Genomic DNA, 23,997 nt, shown 5'->3' on the forward strand with positions numbered 1-23,997 from the left:
GGCTTATCCGTTCCGCTCCACCATGGCACGCAACCGTTCTTCGGTCAGGCGGCGCAGATTGTCTGAGGCAGGGAGCGCTCCCACGGTTCCGAGCAGCACCATGTAGTTGTCCAGAGCCGACTCCATGAGCGGGTGGCTTGGGCCGAGCAGGGTTTCATATACGGTCAGTCCCTTCTCATAGAGGGCAGCCGCTTCGTCGGTTTTTTCGGTGCTGGAGAGCAGCAGGGCCAGATTGCAATAGGACTGTGCGGTTTCCGTGTGCTCTTCCCCGAAAAGCCGTTGCCGGATATCCAGACTCTCACGGAAGGCGACTTCCGCAGCATCCAAGTTTCCACCTCGTTCTTGCAGAAGGGCCACGGTGTTGATATTGTCGGCTACATCGGGGTGCGCATCACCATGCACGGAGCGGTTGATCTCCAGGGCGCGTTCGGCCAGTCGTAGCGCTTCATCCACGCGCTCGGTGGCTTCATACAGCAGAGCCATGTTGGAGAGACAGGAAGCGATGGTCGGATGGCCTTCACCGTGGGCCTGCGTCAATACCCGGAGGCACTCCTTGAATGTTGCTTCGGCTTCATCATATTTTCCGAGGTGTTGCCGGATGACAGCCAGACTGTTCAAAATGGGAGCGGTCACCGGGTTGTCTTCTGTGAAGATTTCGTGTTGCAGGTCGAGGCAGCCCTTGAAAGCGGCTTCGGCGCGCTCCATCTGGTTCCCGGCCCATAAGACCGTTCCGAGTCCTTCAAGGTCGGCACAGATGTCCGGGTGCTGTCTGCCTTTGAGTGCCACATCGACGGACAGGGCTTTGTCGAGCAGTTCAGCCGCCTTGCCGTATTGTTGCTGGTGGTAGAGCGAAAATCCGGCCTGATGCAGCACGCGGTTGGCAGCCGCCGTATTCACATCCAGTTGATCCACCAGATCACGGCATGCCTGGATGTGGGGCATGAGCCATTCCACGGTCGACCAGTTCTGCGGCTCGGCATCGGGAAGAATGAGATTCAGGGCATAAATGGCGCGACTGGCCCACTCAACGGCATCTTCAGGTGAAAGGGATTGTCGTATGGCGTTACGGACATCGTCGTGGAGCTGATAGAGCTGCTCGTCCACATCCGTCTTGATAAGACCTCGATTCACCAGAGGATCGATGGTCGCTGTGGCAGCAAAAAATGCAGCCGCAGGATTGATGAGCGACGGGTTGTGCGGGGTGCCCTCGATGGACAGGGCAAAGTCGTAGGGCAACGGCGTTTCTGCCAGCATGGCCGCCATATACAGCGCTTCGGCTCCTCCGGGAGCCTCGTTTTCCACCTCTTTGACGGTGGTCAGTATTTCCTCGTCGGTACGGGGGGATGGTGTCACAGTTGCCACTCCTTTCTTCGCTCAATGGGATTACACGAAACCTCTATCCGGTTTGTCGGTCGAAGACAAGAAACCGTGTATTTCAGTCTCATACTATGAAGATACCGAGAAGCGGCTGCATGACTGCCGGCTGAATATCGATAAGCGTCAATCGTGAAATGACAAGCCGGGTGGAGGTCTTGCCGGATGGCGATGGGTGATGTTCCGAAAGAGCCTCGGAAAAGGGGCCAACTCGAGGGAGTAGGATCAAATAAAAGCGGCTCGACCTGATGGCCGAGCCGCTGAATCCGTAAAGGAGTATGTTTATCGCTTGATGGTGATGGTCGTGTTGAGGATGGAGTCGGATGTCGTGATGACCTTGGTGTTTGCCTGATAGCCTCGCTGGGTGACGATCATCTTGGCAAACTCTTCGGCCATATCCACGTTACTCATCTCAAGGGTGGAACCCTGGATGGTGCCGCGTCCGCCTTCTTCGGCCACGCCTTCGATGGGATTACCGGACGCTTCGGTGGAGACAAAGTTGTTCCCGCCGTCACGACGCAGTCCCCACTCGCTGTTGAAGCGGTACATGGCGATCTGGTAGAAGTCCTCGGTCTGTCCATTGGAAAAATGTCCCCGCAAAAATCCTTCCCGGCTGATGCTGGTGTTTTGCAGATATCCCCAGGCGAATCCGTCCTGATTCTGGAACAGGGTTGCCGATCCATCGTCAAAACTTGTGGTCGAGCTGATGTCCCGGTTCATACTGGCCAGTGATATGAGGCTGTTGGTGTCGGTTCCGATGCCCGCAATACTGGAGGCTCCCGATTGCCAACTGGACGTGTCGGAGTTCAGGCCCACGTCAAAACTCAGGGTCTGTGTTCCACCTGTGGCTGAGCCATCTTCTCCCAGAGTGACGGTGAATTGGGGGATACCTTCTTCATTGAAGGAAGCAGGTCCCCAGTTGCTGAGATTCTTTCCGTCAGTCCCATTGAGGGAGTAGGCGGACTGGTTGACAACCTCACCTTCGCCATTGAATGTCAGTACCCCGACTCCGGCCAATCCTGCGCCGGAAGTGCCGTAGGCCCCGGAACCATCAGAGGATCCAGGAACAGCAATCAGGTATTCCCAGTACGTATATCCTGGGTTGGCGTTGGAAATGGAGCTGCTGGAAACCGGGTCAAAATACACGGTCAGATCATGCTGGTTTCCGTCTTCATCATAAATATTGAGACTGGACGAGTATGCAGGAAGATTTGATCCAAAAGGAGTGGAGGCTGTTGGGTCGCTGCCATCGTATGCATCCAGCATGGCGAAAAACGGATTATCGGCATTGGTGTAAAGATCGCCAGCCAGAGCATCTAGGTTGGTTATCATGTCGATGCTGGTTGATGCACGAGGCTCAGATCGGACCAGTCGTGTGGTTTGACCGTTTGCCATTACGTCCTGATAGGGAAGTTGAACATCCGTGGCAGAACTGGAGACAGTACCTGTTTCCCTGTCAATGGCGTATCCCTGCAACCGATAGCCGCTCGGGTCCACAAGGTATGCTTCATTGTTGAAGCGGAAATTTCCTGCCCTGGTGTAGTGGGTTGCGCCGGTACCGGTTACGGTGTCACCGACCTTGCGCACTCCGAAGAAGCCGTTGCCGGTGATAGCCATATCCGTTGACGTGTTGGAGCTTTCCAGCCCGCCTTCTCTGAAAATGCTGCGAATGTCGCCAACAGCCACGCCCTTGCCTATCTGGCTCGCGCTGTATGCGCCGGATTCGTATCCTGCGCTGCCGGTGGCCATTTGCTGGCTGAGCAGATCGGTGAACTGGGCGTCTGCCCGCTTGTATCCGACAGTGCTGACATTGGCGAGATTATTGCCAATGACCTGCATTCTGTCACCGTGAGCCACGACGCCTGTCGCGCCCACATACATTGTTGAAAAACTCATACTTCCTCCAATCCGGTCCCATCCGGATGCGGTGTGGGAATCATCGGGAGACCAATCCCGGCAATAAATTCCCTATTCCTTCTCGGTGTGGATAAAGCAAGCGGTGTGCCACTGAGAAAACGTAATCATACCGGAGGTAAACATTCAGAAAGGATAGGCACAACCTGCCTATCAATTCACTTGCGTTGTGTGGAGTCGGTGCGTACTGTGTCCAATCCATAGGAAAGTGACGCTAACAAGAAAAACATGGAGAAAAGACATATGAAACGGATTATTACCCTGCTTGGTACTACCCTGTTAGGCCTCATGCTGCTCACCGGCTGTAATCAGCAACAGGAACCGGGCGTCACCATCGGCGTCGTCGATGAAGCTGCCGCATTCCAGAATAACAAAGTGGCCAGCCAGGCCATGGAATATCTGAAGCAGCTTGGCGAGCCCATGCAGGCCAAGGCCGAAGCCGCTTACAACGCCATGCAGGAAGATCAGACCGAAGAGAACGTTGCCGCCTACAAGAAGGCCATGGGCGAGTTGCAGCAGTCCATGCAGGGCGAGCAGCAGCGCGTTGTGGCACTCGTGGATGCCAAGTTCCGTGAAGCGCTTGAGACCTACCGCAAGGACAACGGCCTGACCGTCATCCTCAGCAAGGGTTCTGTGCTTTCTTCTGGAGAGACTGTTGATATCACCGCTGATATCGTTGCTGCCATGGATGCCATGACCGTGGATTTCGAGCTGCCCAAGCAGCCTGAAGCCGCCCCTGAAGCTGCACCGGAAACGGAAGGCGAACAGGCTCAGTAGTCTGACTCATCTCAGAAAGTAAAAGGGTTGCCCGAATCTCGGGCAACCCTTTTTTGTTGATATATACTGTGCTTCAGGCTGACTCTAGTCCTCGACAAAGGTATGAATTTCCTCGTGGGCTTTGGTGAGGTTTGCATCGAAATCTTCAAACAACTTCTTTGTCTTTTCCAGGTCGTTGTTCTTTGCCGCCTGTTCCATGTTCAAGGCGAGGTTGACCAGTCTTTCGGCACGGATCACGCCGCACATCCCCTTGAGGGAGTGGGCAAGCCGGGATGCCGCGTCAATGTCACCGGCCTGCAACGCCTCGGCAAGAGATTTGTTTCGTTCAGGACTATCCTCAAGAAATGCCGCCAGTAATTCCCGGGCCAGTTCCATGTCATCCGCCAGACTTTGCAGGAAACGTTGGGAATCAAATATTTGTTCTTTCATAAAAATACTCCATTTCGTGAATCCCTATCATTCCTGTGACCGTAATGAAAGTATAATGACGCGTATTGGTCCCATCTATATGGTGACTGATCTAGTGCCAGACGTTGCTGCTCATGAACAGGGCGGCGCCGAACAGGGCGATACCGGCTGCACCACAGATGGACAGGATCGCATACACCCAATTGAAGATCGTCTTGTTGGCATTGGAAAGGCGCAGGGTGGCAGTACGCAGCGCCACGGCCGCCCATGCAAAAAGAGTCGTGGTGATGCCCATGCCGATTGCCATGGCAAGAATGGCAGCAACTCCGGCCCACAGAACGTTCTGTCCGATGGAAAAGGCCAGGATCACAGCAGCGCCGGGACAGGGGACAAGACCGGTCACCATCGAGACTGTCAGTACGCGGCGCATGTTATCCCCCTTGCCGGGCATAATATGTCCTTCGCACGTTGCTTCGGCGAGCATGCCGCCTTTTGAAAGGTCGTACACAGCCTTGATGGTCAGGAAGATGCCCATCAGGGCCAGCAGCGCATAACTGGCGGGTTGCAGCGCACGGCTTGCTTCCGCAAAACCGCCCATGCCGGTGGAAAAGACAAGATAGGCGATGGAAACGGCCACTGCGGCGGAACCCATGTGGACGAAGGTTATGACATTGCCCATGACAGCGCCCGAGAAGAACGAACCGGGGTTTGCCAGAAAGTAGGAGCAGACCACGGTCTTGCCGTGTCCCGGACCAACCGCGTGAACGATGCCGTACAGAAACGACAGCCCAAGGAACATCCACAGAGCCTTTCCAAAGGGATCGGTACGGATGTCCATGCCAAACCCATTGAGCTTGAGGGTTAATTCTTTCTGGATGTTACGCACCATGGTCATGAGTTGCTCGATCGGACCGGGGGATTCCACCTCCATAAGTTCCTCTTCGGGAAAGTCGGTCGGGGCACCGCCTTCTCCGGCAATGGAGAGGTGGATCGCTTCAGGGACGATGAACTGCCAGTATGTCTGGTCCTTGGCTGGACGAATGACGTGGCTGACTTGAACCATGCCATCGATTTCAAAGGCGATGTCATCCTTCATAAGCAGGATGTCGGAGTAGTATTCCTTGTCGAACACAGCCACGCGCAGGTTGGATATCTCGTCAATCGGGAGGTTGAGCGGGACGGTGAAATTGTACACGAGGCGACCTTCTTCCAGGGAAGCAGTGAACCCACGGGTTTCCTTGACGGGAATCCGTTTGCCGTTGTTCTCGATGAAAGTGAAGTATCCGTAGTTGCCCAGATAGTTGAATGCCCCGTCGCGGATTTTTTCCTGTCCGATGGTCGTGGGCAGGGTTTCGGCATTCACTCCCAGGTCACTCATGACAGCGTTGCTGAATATCTCATCGAACAGCCAGCGTTGATGAATGGAGTCAAGACCCTTTTCGCTCAGCTCAAAGGTCAGGGAAGTGTCAACGTAGACATGGGGATGGGCCTGGACTTGTGTCGGCATCAGTGCCGCGCCAACCGTCAGCAGGATCAACAGTATCATGGCATGGGGTCTGGAGGTCATGGGGCCTTGTAGTGCAGGCCCGTGTGCATGGCAAGTTTGTGCAATGCCGTGAGGCTGGAAAACTTGCCTTTGGCTGTGCTCGGGGATATGTTTATTAGATGATGGGTAAAGCATGTATTCACTGGTATATTCTATTGCTTGCGGCCTTTTCGGGTGTTGCCCTGTTTCCATCTAATGGAAATTGTGGAGAGGTACTTGAGGGGTATTCCGCTGCACTGGCTCCCTATGAGATGGCAAGCGATGGTGCCGTGGATGGCTTGGCGCACGAAATGATGCGGGCTGTGTCCAGAGAGGCCGGTTTCAACTATCGTCCAAAAAAACAATTGGGAAATGCTATCGCCGGTATTCCTCCTTGTGGGGAAGGGCATATGCTGCTTGCAGTCGAGTCTCTGGAAGTGGCTCCGTGCTGGGAGCGACTGGGCCCGGTTTTCACGACGGCGCAAGTCGTTGTCGGCTTGAAGAGAACGCCTCTACGCTCAGTACGGGACGTGCGAGGGAAACGGGTGGCGCTTGTTCGAGCCTCTTCGTTTGAGCCTGCGCCAACACTAAGTAATGTCGTACTGTATCGAACTGAACAGTATGAGGATTCTCTCCGATTACTGGTGTTGGGCAAGGTTGATTATGTAATAGGATCACAAGTGGGCATCCAGTGGGCCGCCGGGCAAATGGGGGCGGTCAGCAAAGCCCTCGGAACGCCGTTGGAACTTGGTCGTGAAGAAGTAACCGTCTATATTTCCATGGATTCTGTTATCGCTGAAAAAAGGGGGTTGCTCCAAAAGTCGCTGATCCGTGCCATGGAAAAGGGTGTTTTTTTGGAAATATTACGAAAATATGGTCTATAACAAGGGTGACATGTGAGAGGTGTTTGTGTAGATTCTTCATAATTGATTGGAATTGCCACAGTTACCGGGATTTTTTCCCGGTGGGAAACAGATGCCCCAAGACAAACCGAAATATAAACGGCCGTTTTTTACCAACCGTTCCATCTCGCGTGACCTGACCCTCAGTCTGGTAGTCATCGTGTTGTTGATTGCTACTGCCATGGGGGGCTACATCTACTGGCAGCAGACAGAAGAGATGTGGGCGAACGCAGAGGAAAAGGGTGAAGACACCATCACCAGTGTTGCGGAGATTCTGGCCGTTCCCATCTGGAACCTGGATTACGACAACGCCCGGCTGATCGGTTCCGTTTATACCCACAATGATGTGGTGCAGGGCATTCGCATCTACGGCTCCCGCAATGAAGTCGTGTTCGCCCATGAGAAGTTCTCGGGGAATCAGGCTGATTTCAGCAAGGTGCGATCCATTGTTTTTGAAGGCCGTACCATCGGTAGGGCGGAAATCGATTTCACTCTCGCCAAGGACAAGAAGCGACTCAACGAACAGATGTTTGTTTCGTCGATGATCATTGTCGTGGCTATCTCTGTTATCCTGGCCATCACCGGCCTTTTACTTCGTGTTTTTCTGAATAAACCGCTCCAGGTTCTCCAGCAGGGGATCGCCCGCGTCGCCAAGGGTGACTTCTCCTATGAATTCGGTGAAGTATACCATGCCGAGTTGTTGGAGATAGCCAAGCGATTCAGGCGCATGTCTGCTGAAATTGAAGCGCGTGAGAAAAAGCTTCAGGCCATGAACAAAACCCTGCAGGAAGCTGAGGAAAAATATCGCGGTATTTTCGAGAACGCCATCGAAGGCATATTCCAGGCCACGCCTGATGGCGTCTTGCGCCGTGCGAATCCGGCCATGGCACGCATCTTCGGTTATGATTCCCTCGATGAATTTCTGGCTAATGTCCGATCTCTTGGTTCGCGGGTCATGGTCAATCCCGAATCCATGCAGGACTTTTACGAGCATGTGCGCGAGCAAGGGGAAGTGAAGCGGTTCGAGGCCGAGTATTACCGTCGTGACGGCAAGACGATCTGGGGTGCGCTCAATGCCCGGGCTATCTACAACGAGAATAAGGAACTTATTTTCATTGAGGGCATTCTTGAAGACATCACGGACCGCAAAAAGGCCGAGCATGATCTTGCCGACTTGAACCGGCACCTTGAGCAGTTGGTCCGTGAACGGACAGAGGACCTCGTCAACAAGGCCCGTGAATTGGAAGACGCCAACCAGCGCTTGCGTGAACTGGATGAAATGAAGTCGGCATTCCTTTCGTCCGTGTCCCATGAATTGCGCACACCGCTTACCTCGATCCTTGGTTTTTCAAAGCTGCTGCACAAGGATTTCAAAAAGAACTTCATGCCCCTGGCCAAGAACGACGATCTTCTTGTCCGCAGGGGTAATCGTATCCGCGAGAACCTGACGATCATCAGCCACGAAGGGGAGCGACTGACGCGCCTTATCAATGATGTACTTGATCTCAACAAGATCGAATCCGGTCGGATGGGTTGGCGCGATGAGCCTATCAACATGGCCGATACCATTGAAATGGCTGTTCAGGCGGTCAAGGGCATGTTCTCCGGCAACTCTCATATTGATCTGATTACAGACGTGGACCATGATCTGCCGTTGATAGTTGCTGATCCGGATCGAATGCAACAGGTGCTTATCAACCTGCTGAACAATGCTTCCAAGTTCACGGACGAGGGCAGTGTTGTGGTTCGGGCCTTCCCCCGGTTCGGGCAGGTACGTGTGGAAGTCACGGATACGGGATCAGGTATTGCTACGGAAGATCAGGCACAGATATTCGAGAAGTTCCATCAGACTCGAAATGACACCATGGAAGAAAAACCCAAGGGTACTGGTCTGGGGCTCACCATCTGTCGCGAAATCGTGGAACACTACGGTGGCAGGATCTGGGTCGAGTCTGAAATCGGCGTAGGGTCCACCTTCATCTTCACCATTCCCGCTACATCCTAATCGCAAGTCTCCGCTTCTTTCTCCCTTTTCAGACACCATCTGAAAAGGGTTTCTCGCATTGTTTTTCCATGGTTGCCCGAAGGAGACTCTGTCAGCGCCGAAGAGCTTCTGGTTTCCCCGTAAAGAACACTTATCCCATTTACTGTGGGGTCCACCCCATTACCTAATGTAAAAAGTACCGACACCTTCAGGAAGTGAGACAGCCTGTGCAATCCACGCCAATTGCTCCCTCCTGTTCTCCGTAAAAATGATACGCATCCCTTTTGGGGCTGATTTCGCTTTTCCTTTTCGTTTGGGACATCTGTTGTAGCTTATTCATGAATAAATCGAATTATCACAGCGTTTATCGAAGTGCTGTATGATGTTTTTGCAGTATGTTTCGAGCTATATTGTTTTGGCAGTAATGCGGAATGTAAAAAAAGTTGAAATAGTGTGCAAAAAGTGTCGAAATATCAGTCAGAAATAGTCCACTTTGATAGAAAATGAGAATGTTGATTTTTTAATTTATTCAATAAATACAGTGATTAAATGTGTTGTGCATTGATTTTGCATTCATAAAGATTACCATTGACAAGGTGCCTCAGTCTCATTACGTGGGACGCTACAAAAATAACAGGAGTCGAAACTCATATGAGGATATTGTTAAACTACACGCTCACGCCGGTACTCTGTGCTGCTTTGGCTGTCATGGCCGTGGTCGTTGTGGTGAAGCAGCAAGAGATTGAAGGTCTCGAACATAAGCTTGAGCTTGCCGAACAGACGGCCGAGGCTCGAAAGCTCATGGTGGAGGAAACCCGCCTGCTGCAAAAGGCTGTGTCATCTCCACCGGTCAAGACGGTCACCGTCACTGCATATAACCCCACTACGGATCAGACCGATTCGGACCCGTTGATCGCGGCGTCCATGCGCAAGGTGCGCCTCGGTACCATCGCCGTTTCCCGTGATCTCTTTGATCAGGGTTGGGTATTCGGGCGCAAGGTGCGCATCGAAGGCCTCGGCATATTCGAAATCAACGACCTGATGAACAAGCGATTCACTCGCCGCATCGATATATTCATGTGGGATGAGAATCAGGCGCGGCAGTTTGGCAAGAAGAACGTCAAGGTCGCACTGCTTGAGATTTGATCAGACACGATGAATAAGAAAAAAGGCGCGCCCGAACGGGGCGCGCCTTTTTTTGTGTTCTTAATCCAGCCACTCGATATGAGCGTCGCGTCTTGTTGGTATTCGCTGGTAGCGAAATTTGGGATATCCCAGCATCAACGCGGCATGGACACCATGTCCCTCTGGGATGTTGAGGCGTTCGCGCAGGGCGTGACAGCCTTCAGCGGCTTCCATCAGAAAGCCGGCCCAGCACGCACCGATGCCGCGGGCATGGGCAGCCAGCTCCAGATAGGCAGCGGCCAGTGAGCAGTCTTCGGCAGGATGGAATCCATCTTCCGAAGCATGGGCTATGGCCACATGCGGGGCGCCATGCAGGATTTTGTCGATGCCTTTTTTCCAGTTCTTGATGACGCCGGGGAAGACGTTGTTGATGGCCATGTAGTGAACGGTATGTTCCACCAGTTCCTGCGTTACCTGCGGGGTGCGGGTCACGATCCATCGGGCGGGCTGGCCGTTTTTTGCGCTGGGGGCAAAGGTGGACAGGCGCACCAACTCCTCGATCTCTTCTTCAGGAATGGTCTTATCCTTGAAGGATCGAATGGAGCGGCGGCTCTTGAGAAACTGATACGCTTCCTCACGGCTGATCCGCAGGTCGCGTGTCAGATCGCCACAGTCCTCCGGTGCCAGGCGCTGTGCCACAGGCAGTTCCGGCAGGGTCACAGCCTCCACAGGGCAAACGGCCACACAGTGCCCACAGGCTATGCAGGTCTTCTTGGCTGCCAGCCTGAGCTTGGGGAACCCTTCCTTGTCCTCTACTATCAACTGATACGGGCATTCGGCAAAACATGCCCCGCACCGTTTGCATTTTTCCTTGTCTGCAAACACGGCTTGCCTCTTGGGTTGCGTTCTATGATGTAATCGCTGATCAGGCGATGGTCGGCCACACCGGATTCCCGGGCGGCAGCATTGTCTGTCAGCTTATAACTTGCTGCAAATAGTGGGAATGGCGGCTTCGGTTATGCCGCGAAGCGTTTCTTCCAGAATGTCGCTGCGGTCACCATATCCGGGGACAACGACATCTTCCACCTGGCTGGAAAACTTCTCCGAATGAACAATCTTGCCCTCTTTGGTCAGGATGACCTTGACCGTCACCTTGCCTTCATAGGTCGTGGTGCCCGTCTGGTTGAGTGCCAATTCGAGAAGCTCGCCACTGACAACGGTTTCATTGCCGGAGGGAAGAGTGGAAGTGCGGTAGCTCACGTCACAGCCCGAGGCTTTGAGCTCGTCGAAAAATGCCCAGGATACCCAGTCGGCTTCATCGGAAAGAGATTGCAGGGCTTCCCCTGATTTATCCGTTCCAAGGCGGGTTATGCCCCGTTTGTCCTCAAACTGATGGATGACGGCTTTACCGGGGCATGGGCCGGATGACGGGCCGAGTTTGTAGGTCAGTTTGACACCGCTGCCGGAAGCACATCCGGCGACTATGGAGAGCGCGGTCAGTACCGCGAAGAGAGCAATGGTTTTCATGTGGCGCATGGCATACTCCGTTATATCTGATCACCCTGGGGTGCCGGGGGATCGTCGTTGAGGCGTTTGTCCAATTCTTTTTCCATTTTGTCCAACAGCTTTTGCGTGAGATCCATAAGACGATCAAGGTTTTTATCGACAAATGTCTTTGCCTTGTCGTTCAGGCTCTCTTCGGAGCTTTCAGGAGTGGGTGTACTTTCTGGCGTATCCGCACTGTCCCTGTTCGCATCAAAAGCCTTGGCGCGCTCTGATTCCATTTCGACAATTTCACGAATGGTTTCCAGGCTGAGCTTGATAGAGGCCAACTCCTCTTTCATGACAGTTTCGCTTTCCTTCAGCGATTGCTTGAGTGCGAGAACCTCATTCTCAAGGGCCGCAAGCCGTTCCTTGTCTCCGTCCGAAGTAGAATCAAAAGAACACCCTGTTGCGAAAAGCAATCCTGCAATGAGCAGTATTATGACATTGTTCTTCATCATGCAGTGGTAATAGCACACGGCGTGGGGCGCTGACAATCGGCCAAGGCGAATCTTGATTTTCGAGGCCAAGTCCGTACAATACGCCATGCTGCAAAAGGAGCGGCAATCAGAGAAAAGGATGAACGACAGAACATGAAAAAAGTGTATGGTATTATAGTATTGATGGTGTTGCTTTCGATCTCGGGCGTTGCGACCGCCGGAGACTATGTGTCGGTGCCGCCTCCGAGCAGCTTCAGGGGAATGGCCTGGGGAACATCCCTTGCCGATTTGCCCGGCATGTTGCCGGTACAGGAGTCCGGCTTCAAAAACACCTATTTCCGAACAGATGAACGGATGACCTTCGGCGATGCAACGATTCGCTCTGTTGCCTATTACTTTCGCGAGGGCAGGCTGTATCGGGTCGGGGTCGCCTTTTCCGGGCGGGCCAACCATTTCCTGATCAAGGAACGCCTCATCTCCATGTACGGGCGAGGCCGTGGGGTCGGCCTACGCTACGGCTGGATGTGGCCGAACTTTTCTGTCGAAATCAATTATGACGACGAGGCCGATTCCGGCGGTCTGTTTTACACCTATGAGGGAGCCTGGGAGCAGGCGGAAGGGAGCGGATCGTGAAGCACGATATTCAGTCGGTTCATTCACTCAAGAAGCGGTACACGCTGTATTATGTGTTCAGTCTTGTTGTTCTCGGTCTGCTTTTCTGCGCCAACTTCGGCATCATTTATACGTTGGTCGTGACACCGCCGGACGAGCCTGCCACGGTCATGAAGTATGTCTACCTGATCATGATCGCGGGTTTCATCCTGCTGGTGGCGCAGGGGCTGCTCGTTTTTACCCGTTTTCTGTCACTTCTGGGCAATGAAGCTGAAACCATCCGTTCGCTGAATGATGAACTGGAACAGCATTCGGTCCTGGACAGTCTGACCAAGGTGTTCAACCGACACAAGTTTGAGAGTGTCGCCAATCGTGAGATGCAGAACGTCCGTCGCTACAATAGTCCGTTGACTGGAATCATGTTTGATGTGGATGGATTCAAGGGGATCAACGAGGAGTATGGATACGGAACCGGCGACCGTCTTCTGGCGAATATGGCCCAGTACATCAAGGGCAAGCTCCGTAACTCGGACTATATATTTCGCTGGCGTGGCGGGAAGTTCATCATCCTTGCTCCGCACACCGATGCAGAGAAGGCGGTCATGCTCGCAGAAAAACTGCGCCAGATGATCGGACACAAGCTCTTTGGCGGAAAGATCCGCATGACGTTGTCTCTGGGGGTGGTGCAAGCCACTCAGGAGGATACGCTCGAAACCTTTCTGCAGCGGATCCAGTCTGCATTGACCGCTGCCAAAAGCAAGGGAAAGAACCGCGTGGTCCTTGGTGAGCGGTAGTTCGTCAGGAGCAGAGCGTTTTCAATGAAAAGCCGAGCTGGAAATACATCCAGCCCGGCTTTTCGTTCGGAGAAATGTTGCGGCTTACAGCATGGGGTCCATGGCCGAGGTGAGCAGTCTGGCGATGTCGTGAACATCGGCCTGATACTCTCCTGATTTGACCTCCTGCTTGAGCCGGGCGATCTTCCGTGCTCTCTCTTCGGCCTCGGACCTGCCGGTCCTGTCCGATTGAGTCGCATCGAACTCGTTGAAAACGCGCTCGGTCTCAATATTGGTGGCATCACGGATGCCACTTTCATCATAACCCTTCATTAACCCCTCCCTGGGCTATTGAAGTCAGGGGAAGGATCTCCCAATCCTTCCCTATTCTCCCTTCCCGTTACGGCAGCCTCGACACACATCCTGTGCGTCTCTTCTTCCGCAACCTGCGGATGCCCTTGCCGTGGCCTGGTGCATCCGCTGCAGTTGATTCTCTTATCGGACAGAAAGCCGGGAATACTTAGGGTGTATTTCCGAAAAAACAATATTTAAATAAAGACATACAATTACAGCGTGTTGGTGTTTGCATGCGGTTTGCCTCCTGGTATGCCGAGAATCAGGGCTGGCCAAACGATAGCGATGACAAAGGGCGGCGATTCGGGGTATAGGCTTGCCATGACCGTCATACGCAAACTCTGTTTCATCGATCCCAAGCCTCAGTTGGTCGCTGCTGCCGAAGAGGCCGGATACGAATTGTTGCTGTTGCGAACAGGCAAGCAGCCCTTTTTCGATCTGGCCGCCGCTCTCGATGAGCACGGGTTCGAGCCGGAGCTCGTCATGCAGACCGAAACGTTGGCTGATCGGACCATCGTCACCGGGCTCGACACAGTGGATTGCCCAACGATGTTCTGGGCCATGGATCCTCACCTGAATGCCTATTGGCATAGCGCCTATGCACGACTGTTTGATGTGACCTGCTCGACCCAGCGGCACTGGATACCGCGTATCAAGCGGCAAGGCGCCACGGATGTTCGCTGGCTGCCTATCTTCGGCAGGGCCGAACCATGGAAACCCATGGCTGAGCGACAGCTGGACATGGCGTTTGTCGGTCGCATCACTCCCCAGCGACCGGCGCGACAGTGGATGGTGAAATTCCTCCGTGAAAAGGCGCAAGGGCATACCTTGTCCATTGAAGACAATCTTACGTATACCAAGATGATGGAATTGTATGGAGATTCACGAATCATTCCCAACGAATCCATTTTCGGCGAAGTGAACTTCCGTCTTTTTGAAGCGGCTTCCTGCGGTTGTCTGGTCATGAGTCAGGACCTTGGCGAAGAGCAGGAGGCGCTGTTTGAGCCGGGACGGGAGTTTGATACCTATGCGGATGTGGTTGAATTGGATCACAAGCTTTCCTGGTATCTGGATAATCCGCGTCTGGTGCAGGCCATGGGCATGGCTGCCCGTGAGCGGGTACTGTCGGAACACCTACCGGAGCATCGGCTTGCACGGTTGGTGTCGATCGCTTCGGAAGCAACCAGATGCCGTGTTACCGGAGTTGAAGTCAGCAAATGGGAAACACTCACGGCTGTCGCCATGTGGGAAGCTGGACTGCTCGTTCAACCCGTCAAAACGATCCTCGCCAGACTGGCTGATTTGGATCAGGACGGTGATATTGTCGCCGCATTGTTGCGCGTACAAAGTGGCGCCAAGTTGAACAAGGCCATGAGTGACAATCTCAAGGTCATTCTTACCAATAATATCTGTTGTGATGTGTTGGACGTCAATCTGGCCGGTTCCATGGCTGCATTGCGGCTGGATGAATGGGATTGGGCCAAGTCGTTCTGGTACAGGCATTTGCGTAGTGGCCCGGAGCGACGGCTGGCACCTCCTACAGACAAATTTTCCCTCCTGACCCTGTGGGCAAAGGAGCTGAAACGGGCGGATCGAGTGGTGCGGGCCGGATTCTCATTCAATGTGGAGCACCACCTGCCCATGAGCGCCACAGATTGTCTGATGACAATCCTTAGTGAAGAACCGGAACACCTTCCTACTCTTCGTCTGCTGGATACGATGTTACGCCCTATCATGGGTCTTGAGCAGGCCCGTGTAGGGTTTCTTTCCATCCTTACGCTGTTCGAGCGGACTGATTGGCGGCTGGCTCTTGAAATAGCCCTTGCCAACCTGCGCTCCTATCGTCTGGAATCAGGGCTTGAGGAGTTGGAGCTTGCCCAATCCATGGCCCGGGAGCAGGGACAGGAGTCTCTGTTCAGGAAAGCCCTTGCAACAAGGGACAGGGCCGGGTTGCTGTCACGTCATCTGGCAAAGGGATAAGACTATCCTTTCATGGACATGATGTCATGCACCTGCTCATTGGTTGGATCAATGAACATCAGTCCCATCCCATAGTGACCCGGGCGTTCGGTTCGTCCCCATCGAATGCTCGAAAAAATAGGTCGTGAGCACGAGAGTTCAGGAATCTGGAGATGGACGAATAACTCCTGCGACATGTCCCACTTGGTCTCCACAAAACAGCCGCCGGGGGATATGTCCCTGATGGTGCCATCTATGGTTTTTGCCATGCTCGGATCGTCTTCAGTCGATAGACGACAATCTAGCTGAACTGCATGGCGCTCATGATTTCGTGCCTTGTCTCCTGACGCTTTTTCCAAGTTGATGAAGAACGCCTGCCGGGAATCCATATAGGTGATGAAGTCGAGTCGGGTATTGGCACGGGTGCGAAGAACAGGGAAATAGCCGATGTAATTGAAAAGCCTGTCTCGTTCCCTGCGCTTGGCTTTCATGACCTTGTCGATTTCCAGCACGAGTCCGGCCATGGAAATGTCTTTGAGTCGCTTGAGAAGTCCGCCGATGGTTTTGACGTATACCGGTACTATATCCTTGTGAATCAAGGTGTTGCCGTACAGGTCGGGTGTGTCGGTCAGTACATATATTGTGTGGTGTGTTGTCATTGAATCTCCCCACAAGCATCATCTTCACCCTGCCAATGAAAGGCAATTAGATTTTGGCAAAAGTTGTTTGAAGAGGTGGGTGGCATGCCTTTCAGCAATAATTCGTCACATGGTCGACATGAAGCGTGGTCTGATTTGGGACATCTTCTATCTAGACTTTTTCTCGAAAAGAATTCATGTTCAGTATAGCTCTGGAAAACCGAAGTGGGAGGCGCAGATGAAATTGATTCGCTGATTCCCGGCAGCCGGGATACCGTGTCGAAGCCCTGTGAATCAACGTTCAACACCGGACGGGGGATATGGCCCAGAAGCATTTCGTCCTCGATACCAACGTCCTTATTGAAAATCCCAAATGCATCACCGCTCTGAGAAACGGGGCGGAAAACAAGATTTACATTCCGTATACCGTCCTGACCGAACTGGACGGGCTCAAAAAAGACCCGCGCATAGGGCATATCGTGTCCCAGGCCGTGCGCGCCATCCTCGACGACGATCAACTCACCATCTTCCCACCGGATTTCGCCCTCACGCTCACCGATGACGTGATGGATGACCGTATCCTCAAGGAAATACTGCACATGGCACCCGAAGAAGGGACGCTCATAACCAATGATCGAATCCTTCAGATCAAGGCGTCATGCTATGGCATTCCCAGTGAGGAGTACCGTGATTCAGACCCGTTCCGCTCGGAGTCGCAACGGTATACGGGATTTGTGGATGAGGGAGATCCGCCGGAAAACAACTGCTTCATGTGGGAGGCCGGAACCCCGGTTTTTCATGGCCCGGAAGGGCCGAAGCCCATCAATTACACGCATGAGATATGGGGCGTAAAACCCCGATCAGTCTATCAGAATCTGGCACTGGAGCTGATGCTTCAGGAGGGCATTGATCTCATCTCGATTCAGTCCGAGGCCGGGTATGGAAAGACATTCCTGTCTCTGGCGGCCGCTCTGTATTTGATGCTTGAGCGCAAGGACAATCCCTACCGCAAGATATATCTGGTCAAGCCGGTAGTCGAGATCGGATCAAAAATGGGCTACCTGCCAGGTGACATTGAGGAGAAGATGCTGCCGTACATCAAGTACGTTCAGGATCTGCTTATCAAGCTCCATGATATTCGCCCCTGTAATCGCCTATGGGCCGACCCGCAGAGTGAAACACTCAAGTTCAACAGGAAAAGGATCGAAGTGCAGCCGGTGGCATTTATTCGTGGTATGAACATTGAAAACGCCGTGGTCATTGTGGATGAAATGCAGAATCTCTCCCGTGGCGAGACCCGTGCCCTCCTGACCCGCATGGGCGAAGGCGTCAAATGTATCTGCCTCGGGGATACGCGTCAGGTGGATCATCCGTATCTTAATGAATCAAATAACGGGCTGAACTGGACAGTAAGAAAGCTGAAAGGCTATAAGAATTATGCTCACATGGTTTTGAAAGGGGATCGATCGCGAGGTCCCATCACGGATATCGTATTGAAATCCAAACTCTAACAGATACCCCATGCCGATTATTCGGTGTCGGGCATTGGTACCAATGAGAATGAAAAGGTTATGGGGAATCCCGTTTTTGGCGGGATTCTTCCTTCTTGCATGGGCAGGGCTTGGTCTGGCGGCATCGCATGAAACGTCACACCCCATGGAGTCGTCCCAGTTTCCCTCCCTTGAGTCGGCCATTCGGCTCAAGGGACCGATCTACTTTTGCGGTGAGCGGGTCCCCATCGACAACCCCGACATCCGTGAACGTTTGGAGAAAGAACTCCTCCTGATGCTCTGGGACCGTGCCCAGGTTATTCTCTGGCTCAAACGCACCGGGCGCTACTTTCCCCATATCGAAACCGTCCTTCGAGGCGCGGGGATGCCTGACGATCTCAAATATATTGCGGTCATCGAGTCCGCCCTCAAGCCGCTGGCCGGTTCCAGCCGAGGTGCTCGCGGTATCTGGCAGTTCATTCCATCAACTGGGCGAAACTATGGTCTCACTGTAGACAGATACACGGATGAACGACGAAATTTCCATCTCGCAACCAAAGCCGCAGTCGCTTACTTCACTGATTTGCACGACATGTTCGGATCATGGTCCATGGCCTGCGCTGCCTACAACATGGGAGAAAAGGGACTGGAACGCCGCGTTGAGCAGCAGGAAGTGGATGAATATTACAAGCTGGATTTGCCTACGGAGACTGAGCGCTACGTGTTGCGCGCTGTAGCCGCCAAGCTGATTCTGGCCGATCCGTCGCGGTACGGTTTCAAGATGATGCCCGAGGATTACTACCAGCCGCGCCGGTTCGACAGGGTTCGGCTCAAGCACACGCTCCCCACCCCGGTCAGTGTCGTGGCCAAGGCCGCAGGGTCCTACTATAAGCAGATTTGTGATTTGAACCCCCAACTGCTGCGCGGAGTGGTGCCTCCCGGTGACACCGTGATCTTCCTGCCCGAAGATAGTGCCAAGCGGTTTGCCAGGAACTATCAGCAACTGGTGGACGAGTACCGAGCAAAGAACCGCACAAAGACCTATGTCGTCTGCCGCGGCGATACGCTGACCAGCATCGCTTCTCGCAACAATCTGCCCCTCTGGAAGCTGCTGAAAATGAACGATTTGAAATATCGTTCGGTGATACAGCCCGGCCAAGAGCTTGTTGTTTCACAATAAATCGATGAAGTGAGATATCGATTTAACGATCAGTCGAGCTTTGGTTGATTCCCTCTTGCGTCAATCGTCAATCCTCGTTACAACGAAATTGGTTGGGCCAATTTTGGCCTGTCTGTGTTCCGCAGCGCATGACATGAATCCGGTACAGATATCCTGTGCCGCCCCGGGAGTGGCAGCCTGAGGGAAAGACCGAATCACGAGGAGACGCCGATGTCAGATAGAGTCAGTGTTGGCAGATTGAGTATTGCCAAACCCTTGCACGAGCTGGTTGAAAACAGCGTTGCCCCGGGTACAGGGGTGACCCCGGATGCCTTTTGGAAGGCTTTTGAGGAAGTGCTTTCGGAACTGGCCCCCAAAAACAGGGAGTTACTTGATATTCGCGATGACATGCAGGCGAAAATTGATGCCTACCATGTTGAGAATCGGGGAAAAGACCATGACCCTGCCGCATATAAACAATTTCTCGAATCCATTGGATACCTTGTCCCCGAAGGGGAAGACTTCACCATAACCACCGACAATGTTGACCCGGAAATCGCAACGGTTGCCGGTCCGCAACTGGTCGTGCCGGTCACCAATGCCCGTTACGCCCTCAACGCAGCCAATGCTCGTTGGGGCAGCCTGTATGATGCGCTGTACGGTACCGATGTCATCTCCGAGGAGAGTGGCGCAGAAAAGGGCGGAGAATACAATCCCGTCCGTGGTCAGCGTGTCATGGCTTATTCTTCAAAATTTCTGGATGCCGTGGTTCCGCTCAAGGAAGGCAGCCATGCCAAGGCCGCGGGGTACAAGGTTACCGGCGGTGGACTGGGCGTACTGCTCACCGATGGCACTGTGGTCGGTCTTGCGGATTCAACCCAGTTTGCCGGGTATACAGGCGGCAACACCCCGTCTTCCGTGCTTTTCAAAAACAATGGCCTGCACATCGAATTGTTGATCGATCCCACCCATCCGGTGGGCAAGGATCATCCGGCGGGCGTCAAGGATGTGCTGCTGGAATCGGCAGTCACGACAATCTGCGACTGCGAAGACTCCATCGCTGCCGTGGATGGTGAGGACAAGGCGCTGGCCTATGGCAATTGGCTCGGCCTGATCAAGGGCGACCTGACCACCGAGATGTCCAAGGGCGGTAAGACTTTTGTCCGCAAGTTGGAAGAGAACCGTACATACAAGACGCTGGGCGATTCGGAACTGTCTCTGTCCGGTCGTTCCATGCTGCTGATCCGCAATGTCGGGCATCTCATGACAACCGACGCTGTCCTGATGGATGGCGAAGAGGTACCCGAAGGCATGCTCGATGCCATGATGACCGGTTTCATCTCCCTGCATGAAGCCAAGGGAACCTGTCGTTACGGCAACTCCGCCACCGGCTCGACCTACATCGTAAAACCCAAGATGCATGGCCCGGATGAGGTCGCCTTCACCTGCGAACTCTTTGCCATGGTCGAAGACAAGCTCGGCCTGGCATCCAAGTCGCTCAAAGTCGGGATCATGGACGAGGAACGCCGGACAACGGTCAACCTCAAGGAGTGCATCCGGGCGGCGTCCGATCGCGTTATTTTCATTAACACCGGCTTCCTTGATCGCACGGGCGACGAGATTCATACCTCCATGGAGGCCGGTCCCATGGTGCGCAAGAATGATATGAAGGCGCAGCCGTGGATCGTGGCCTATGAAGATTGGAATGTGGATACCGGACTGGCTGCCGGATTTACGGGTGTTGGACAAATCGGCAAGGGCATGTGGCCCAAGCCGGACATGATGGCCGAGATGGTGGAAACCAAGGACGTTCACCCCAAAGCGGGCGCCAACTGCGCCTGGGTGCCTTCTCCCACGGCTGCCACGCTGCACGCCATGCATTACCACTATGTGGATGTCTTTGCCGTTCAGAAGGATTTGCTGAAAGCCGGAGGCCGAGCCTCACTTGATGACCTGCTGACTATCCCTCTGCTGACTGAAGAGCTGGCACCCGAGGATGTTCAGGCGGAACTGGAAAACAATGCCCAGGGCATCCTCGGCTATGTTGTCCGCTGGGTAGACCAGGGTATCGGTTGCTCCAAAGTGCCGGACATCACCGACGTCGGGCTCATGGAAGACAGAGCCACACTGCGTATCTCCAGCCAGTACCTCGCCAACTGGATTCACCATGGCGTGTGCTCGGAACAACAGGTGCTGGATACGCTCAAAAAGATGGCCGCAGTTGTTGATCGCCAGAACCAAGGTGACCCCCTGTACAAACCAATGGCTGCGGACTTCGATAACAGCGTCGCATTCCAGGCTGCCTGCGATCTCGTATTCAAGGGGTGCGAACAGCCCAGTGGCTACACCGAACCGATCCTGCATGCCCGCCGTCGCGAGGCCAAAGGACAATAATCATCGGTTTTCAGGATACCTTGCAGAGAACGACTACAAGCGCTCCGGTCAATTGGCTGGAGCGCTTGTTTATTAAAAGTAGGGATGAGCGGTAGAAAAATCGATCTTCATCACGATTTTTGTGCCCATAGGCTTGAAAAAAAAGGTGAAATAAGCCAAGACATAGACTGGCTATAATAAGTAACCGGTGTGGTGTAACAGATGTTTGATTACCAGTTGGAAGAAAAAGAATCCTATCTTCTGGCCAAAGGACGTGGGGACTCCGTCAGCCATGAAGAGTGGAATTTCAATGCGGAGAAACTCCTCAGAGAGACCTGCGAACGCGGCCACAAGCGGTTGCTTATTGATCGTCTCGGCGTGGAATTGCAGGTCGATGCATTTGATGTTGTCACTGTTGCCGACCATCTTGCAGAAATGGGCTTGCACCAATTGGGACTACGGATTGCCGTGGTATCGGATGGAGACAACGCACTCTTTTGCATGCTGGAAACAGCCATGACCAACCGCTCCTTTGTCTACAAGGTTTTTCGGGATGTTGATGCGGCAAGAGAATGGTTGTTGAATTGTTGATCTTTTGCTTGAGTAACGAAAGCAAAAAGGCGCGTCCTCTCATGAGGACGCGCCTTTTTTATTTAAGATAACTCCCGGCTACTCGCCGCTTTTTACATACCATCCGCTGGATTTGGTCAGCAGATCCTGAACCCGACCCACCAGGGCATGGGGATCGGTGAGGTAGCCTTCGAGCAGGAGTGCGGATTCGTACAACTGGTTGGCAGCCTGATCGATGAACGGATCGTTCTCGTCCTTCTCAAAAATGGTGATCATGTTGCGAACCAGTGCGTGATCCGGATTGATCTCAAGGACCTTCTGCGGAATGGAGGTGTCCTTGGAGACCACACGCATGATCTTGTCCATGGATGAGGTGACATTGCCATCCGGGTTGGCAAGGCAGACCGGCGAGTTGGACAGGCGCTTGGAGCTTTTCACTTCGGTGACAGCATCGCCGAGTGTCTCTTTAATGCGGGCCATGAGCTTGTCGAGGGTGGTCTGCTGATCGTCGGAGAGCGCTTCAGGCTTTTCTTCCTTCTCCAGTGACTCGAACTGGTCCAGCTTGGCCATGTCAGCATGTTCCGCCGAAACAAGGGTGAAGCCATCCACATCGCGGACAGCGTCCATGACGAACTCGTCGATAGGCTCGTAGAGGTAGAGCACTTCGATGCCCTTGCGACGGAATACCTCAAGGTACGGGGACAGCCCAAGCGCTTCGCGGCTGGGACCGTACGCGTAGTAGATTTCCTTCTGTCCTTCCTTGGCACGAGAGATGTAATCGGTAAAGGAGGTCAGACCCTTTGCGTCATCCTTGGCAGAGGAGTTGAAACGGACCAGCGAGCTGAACTTGTCCTTGTTCAGGAAATCCATGTAACCGGCTTTGAAAATCGTTCCGTGCGAATGCCAGAATTCGTCGTAGCGCTCGGCATTGTCCTTGGCCATTTTCTCTAGATGACCGAGCACCTGCTTGACCAGGGTGGAGCTGATCTTGCGGATCAGTACATTGTCCTGCAGGGTCTCGCGGGAGATATTGAGCGGCAGGTCTTCGGTGTCGACCACACCTTTGACGAATCCGAGATATTCGGGGAGCAGGTCCTTGTTCTGCTTCTCGATGAGCACGCGACGGACGTACAGGTCGAGTCCGCGATTTTCACGGCCCATGCCGAAAGGATCTTCATCGGTCTTCGGGATGAACATCAGCGCGTTGAACTGCACCGGGGCGTCAACGGAGGTGTGCAGGGTGTCGAAGGGATCTTCGGAATCGTAGGTCAGGAATTTGTAGAATTCCGCATACTGCTCATCCTTGATCTGGAACTTCGGCTCACGCCACAGCGCCGTGACCGTGTTGACTTTCTCTTCGCCCACGTAAATGGGGAAGTTGATGAAATTGGAGTGCTTCTTGATGATGTTCTTGAGGGCAGCCTCGTTGGCGAAGCGGCTCTTCATCTCTTCGGTGAGTTTGACTTCGATGGTCGTGCCGCGTGCAACGTCTTCTTCAAGCTCCTGGAGCTTGTAGTCGTTCTTGCCGTCGGAAATCCATTTGACGGGCTTGGCGTCTTCCTCGATGGAACGGGTGGTGACAGTTACCTCGTCAGCGACCATGTAGACGGAGTAGAAGCCGACACCAAAACGGCCGATGAGCGAATCAAGGGACTCCTTGCCTTCTTTGGCCATGCGGGTCAGTTCGGCAGTACCCGAATGAGCGATGGTACCGATGTTGCGCATCAGCTCTTCGCGGGTCATGCCAACACCCGTGTCGGTGATGGTCACGGTACCGGCTTCTTCGTTGGCGGAAATGCGGATTTCCGGAGTGACGGTGTCTTCACTGCCTTCGCTGGTGGATTTGAATCGGACTTTTTCCAGTGCGTCGGAAGCATTGGATACCAACTCCCGCAGGAATATTTCCTTGTTCGTGTACAGAGAGTGAACAAGGATATCGAGCAGTTGACTGACTTCAGCCTTGAATTTGTGAGTGGTCTTTTTACCCATTGTGGTTCCTCCAGAACTATGGTGTTCACACGCCCGCCGACCAAGCCCTGCAATGCTTGATCGGCGGATCTCAATATAAGAGTGTGATT

General features: G+C 53.5%; 21 protein-coding genes. 11 read left to right on the forward strand and 10 right to left on the reverse strand.

Annotated elements, in window-relative coordinates; translation table 11 throughout:
- Positions 1–3: 3 nt before the first annotated feature.
- A complete protein-coding gene (locus tag DPRO_RS10745) occupies positions 4–1,353 on the reverse strand; it encodes a tetratricopeptide repeat protein (RefSeq protein WP_232005556.1) in 1,350 nt (449 codons plus the stop codon).
- Between the two features lie 303 nt (positions 1,354–1,656).
- A complete protein-coding gene (locus tag DPRO_RS10750; protein ID WP_097012033.1) occupies positions 1,657–3,270 on the reverse strand; it encodes a flagellar hook protein FlgE in 1,614 nt (537 codons plus the stop codon).
- Positions 3,271–3,531: 261 nt separating this feature from the next.
- Between DPRO_RS10750 and DPRO_RS10755 the strand changes: the two genes are divergently transcribed.
- Positions 3,532–4,065, forward strand: coding sequence for an OmpH family outer membrane protein (locus DPRO_RS10755; protein ID WP_097012034.1), 534 nt, complete (start codon positions 3,532–3,534; stop codon positions 4,063–4,065).
- A gap of 84 nt (positions 4,066–4,149) precedes the next feature.
- Here DPRO_RS10755 and DPRO_RS10760 read toward each other — a convergent pair whose 3' ends face one another.
- Together DPRO_RS10760 and DPRO_RS10765 are read right to left on the reverse strand one after the other, a co-directional pair.
- Positions 4,150–4,494 carry an Hpt domain-containing protein gene (locus DPRO_RS10760; RefSeq protein WP_097012035.1) on the reverse strand — a complete coding sequence of 115 codons (345 nt, stop codon included), beginning with the start codon at positions 4,492–4,494 and terminating at the stop codon, positions 4,150–4,152.
- A 91-nt stretch (positions 4,495–4,585) separates the two neighbouring features.
- Entirely contained in the window at positions 4,586–6,040 is a 1,455-nt protein-coding gene (locus tag DPRO_RS10765; protein ID WP_097012036.1) for a HoxN/HupN/NixA family nickel/cobalt transporter, read from the reverse strand.
- 98 nt (positions 6,041–6,138) lie between these two features.
- Between DPRO_RS10765 and DPRO_RS10770 the strand changes: the two genes are divergently transcribed.
- The 3 genes from DPRO_RS10770 (at position 6,139) to DPRO_RS10780 (ending at position 10,030) form a co-directional block, all read left to right on the forward strand.
- Positions 6,139–6,882: a substrate-binding periplasmic protein gene (locus DPRO_RS10770; RefSeq protein ID WP_097012037.1), complete on the forward strand. Its 744-nt coding sequence runs from the start codon at positions 6,139–6,141 to the stop codon at positions 6,880–6,882.
- 91 nt (positions 6,883–6,973) lie between these two features.
- The gene (locus DPRO_RS10775; protein ID WP_097012038.1) at positions 6,974–8,905 is read left to right on the forward strand and encodes a sensor histidine kinase; all 1,932 of its coding nucleotides are present in this window, start codon (positions 6,974–6,976) and stop codon (positions 8,903–8,905) included.
- Between the two features lie 630 nt (positions 8,906–9,535).
- Positions 9,536–10,030: a 3D domain-containing protein gene (locus tag DPRO_RS10780; RefSeq protein WP_097012039.1), complete on the forward strand. Its 495-nt coding sequence runs from the start codon at positions 9,536–9,538 to the stop codon at positions 10,028–10,030.
- Between the two features lie 60 nt (positions 10,031–10,090).
- Here DPRO_RS10780 and DPRO_RS10785 read toward each other — a convergent pair whose 3' ends face one another.
- The 3 genes from DPRO_RS10785 to DPRO_RS10795 form a co-directional block, all read right to left on the reverse strand.
- Positions 10,091–10,894, reverse strand: coding sequence for a nitroreductase family protein (locus DPRO_RS10785; RefSeq protein WP_097012040.1), 804 nt, complete (start codon positions 10,892–10,894; stop codon positions 10,091–10,093).
- Positions 10,895–10,987: 93 nt separating this feature from the next.
- Entirely contained in the window at positions 10,988–11,545 is a 558-nt protein-coding gene (locus tag DPRO_RS10790) for a hypothetical protein (RefSeq protein ID WP_097012041.1), read from the reverse strand.
- Positions 11,546–11,556: 11 nt separating this feature from the next.
- Positions 11,557–12,099 (reverse strand): hypothetical protein, encoded by a 543-nt coding sequence (locus DPRO_RS10795; protein ID WP_157917450.1) that lies wholly within the window; start codon positions 12,097–12,099, stop codon positions 11,557–11,559.
- Between the two features lie 45 nt (positions 12,100–12,144).
- On the opposite strand from DPRO_RS10795, the gene DPRO_RS10800 reads away from it, so the two are divergent.
- On the forward strand, positions 12,145–12,624 hold the full coding sequence (locus tag DPRO_RS10800; RefSeq protein WP_097012043.1) for a hypothetical protein: 480 nt from the start codon (positions 12,145–12,147) through the stop codon (positions 12,622–12,624).
- Positions 12,621–13,397 carry a GGDEF domain-containing protein gene (locus DPRO_RS10805; RefSeq protein WP_097012044.1) on the forward strand — a complete coding sequence of 259 codons (777 nt, stop codon included), beginning with the start codon at positions 12,621–12,623 and terminating at the stop codon, positions 13,395–13,397. The genes DPRO_RS10800 and DPRO_RS10805 overlap by 4 nt, the downstream gene beginning before the upstream one ends.
- Before the next feature lie 84 nt (positions 13,398–13,481).
- Here DPRO_RS10805 and DPRO_RS10810 read toward each other — a convergent pair whose 3' ends face one another.
- Positions 13,482–13,709, reverse strand: a complete 228-nt coding sequence (locus DPRO_RS10810; RefSeq protein WP_097012045.1) for a flagellar biosynthesis anti-sigma factor FlgM — start codon at positions 13,707–13,709, stop codon at positions 13,482–13,484.
- A 342-nt stretch (positions 13,710–14,051) separates the two neighbouring features.
- Here DPRO_RS10810 and DPRO_RS10815 point away from each other — a divergent pair, with 342 nt between their 5' ends.
- Complete coding sequence (locus DPRO_RS10815; RefSeq protein ID WP_232005557.1) at positions 14,052–15,710, forward strand: glycosyltransferase family protein; 1,659 nt, start codon at positions 14,052–14,054, stop codon at positions 15,708–15,710.
- Positions 15,711–15,712: 2 nt separating this feature from the next.
- Here the strand turns inward: DPRO_RS10815 and DPRO_RS10820 are convergent, their stop codons facing one another.
- Entirely contained in the window at positions 15,713–16,348 is a 636-nt protein-coding gene (locus DPRO_RS10820) for a PilZ domain-containing protein (RefSeq protein ID WP_097012047.1), read from the reverse strand.
- A 299-nt stretch (positions 16,349–16,647) separates the two neighbouring features.
- Between DPRO_RS10820 and DPRO_RS10825 the strand changes: the two genes are divergently transcribed.
- The 4 genes from DPRO_RS10825 to DPRO_RS10840 all read left to right on the forward strand — a co-directional run bounded on the left by DPRO_RS10825 (position 16,648) and on the right by DPRO_RS10840 (position 21,940).
- Positions 16,648–17,838, forward strand: a complete 1,191-nt coding sequence (locus tag DPRO_RS10825; RefSeq protein WP_097012048.1) for a PhoH family protein — start codon at positions 16,648–16,650, stop codon at positions 17,836–17,838.
- 49 nt (positions 17,839–17,887) lie between these two features.
- Positions 17,888–18,997: a lytic transglycosylase domain-containing protein gene (locus tag DPRO_RS10830; protein ID WP_232005558.1), complete on the forward strand. Its 1,110-nt coding sequence runs from the start codon at positions 17,888–17,890 to the stop codon at positions 18,995–18,997.
- A 210-nt stretch (positions 18,998–19,207) separates the two neighbouring features.
- Positions 19,208–21,370: a malate synthase G gene (locus DPRO_RS10835; protein ID WP_097012050.1), complete on the forward strand. Its 2,163-nt coding sequence runs from the start codon at positions 19,208–19,210 to the stop codon at positions 21,368–21,370.
- Positions 21,371–21,571: 201 nt separating this feature from the next.
- Entirely contained in the window at positions 21,572–21,940 is a 369-nt protein-coding gene (locus tag DPRO_RS10840) for a hypothetical protein (protein ID WP_097012051.1), read from the forward strand.
- A 78-nt stretch (positions 21,941–22,018) separates the two neighbouring features.
- Here the strand turns inward: DPRO_RS10840 and htpG are convergent, their stop codons facing one another.
- Positions 22,019–23,908, reverse strand: a complete 1,890-nt coding sequence (gene htpG / locus DPRO_RS10845; protein WP_097012052.1) for a molecular chaperone HtpG — start codon at positions 23,906–23,908, stop codon at positions 22,019–22,021.
- Positions 23,909–23,997 lie beyond the last annotated feature (89 nt).

The sequence above is a fragment of the Pseudodesulfovibrio profundus genome (assembly GCF_900217235.1).
Classification (GTDB): domain Bacteria; phylum Desulfobacterota; class Desulfovibrionia; order Desulfovibrionales; family Desulfovibrionaceae; genus Pseudodesulfovibrio; species Pseudodesulfovibrio profundus.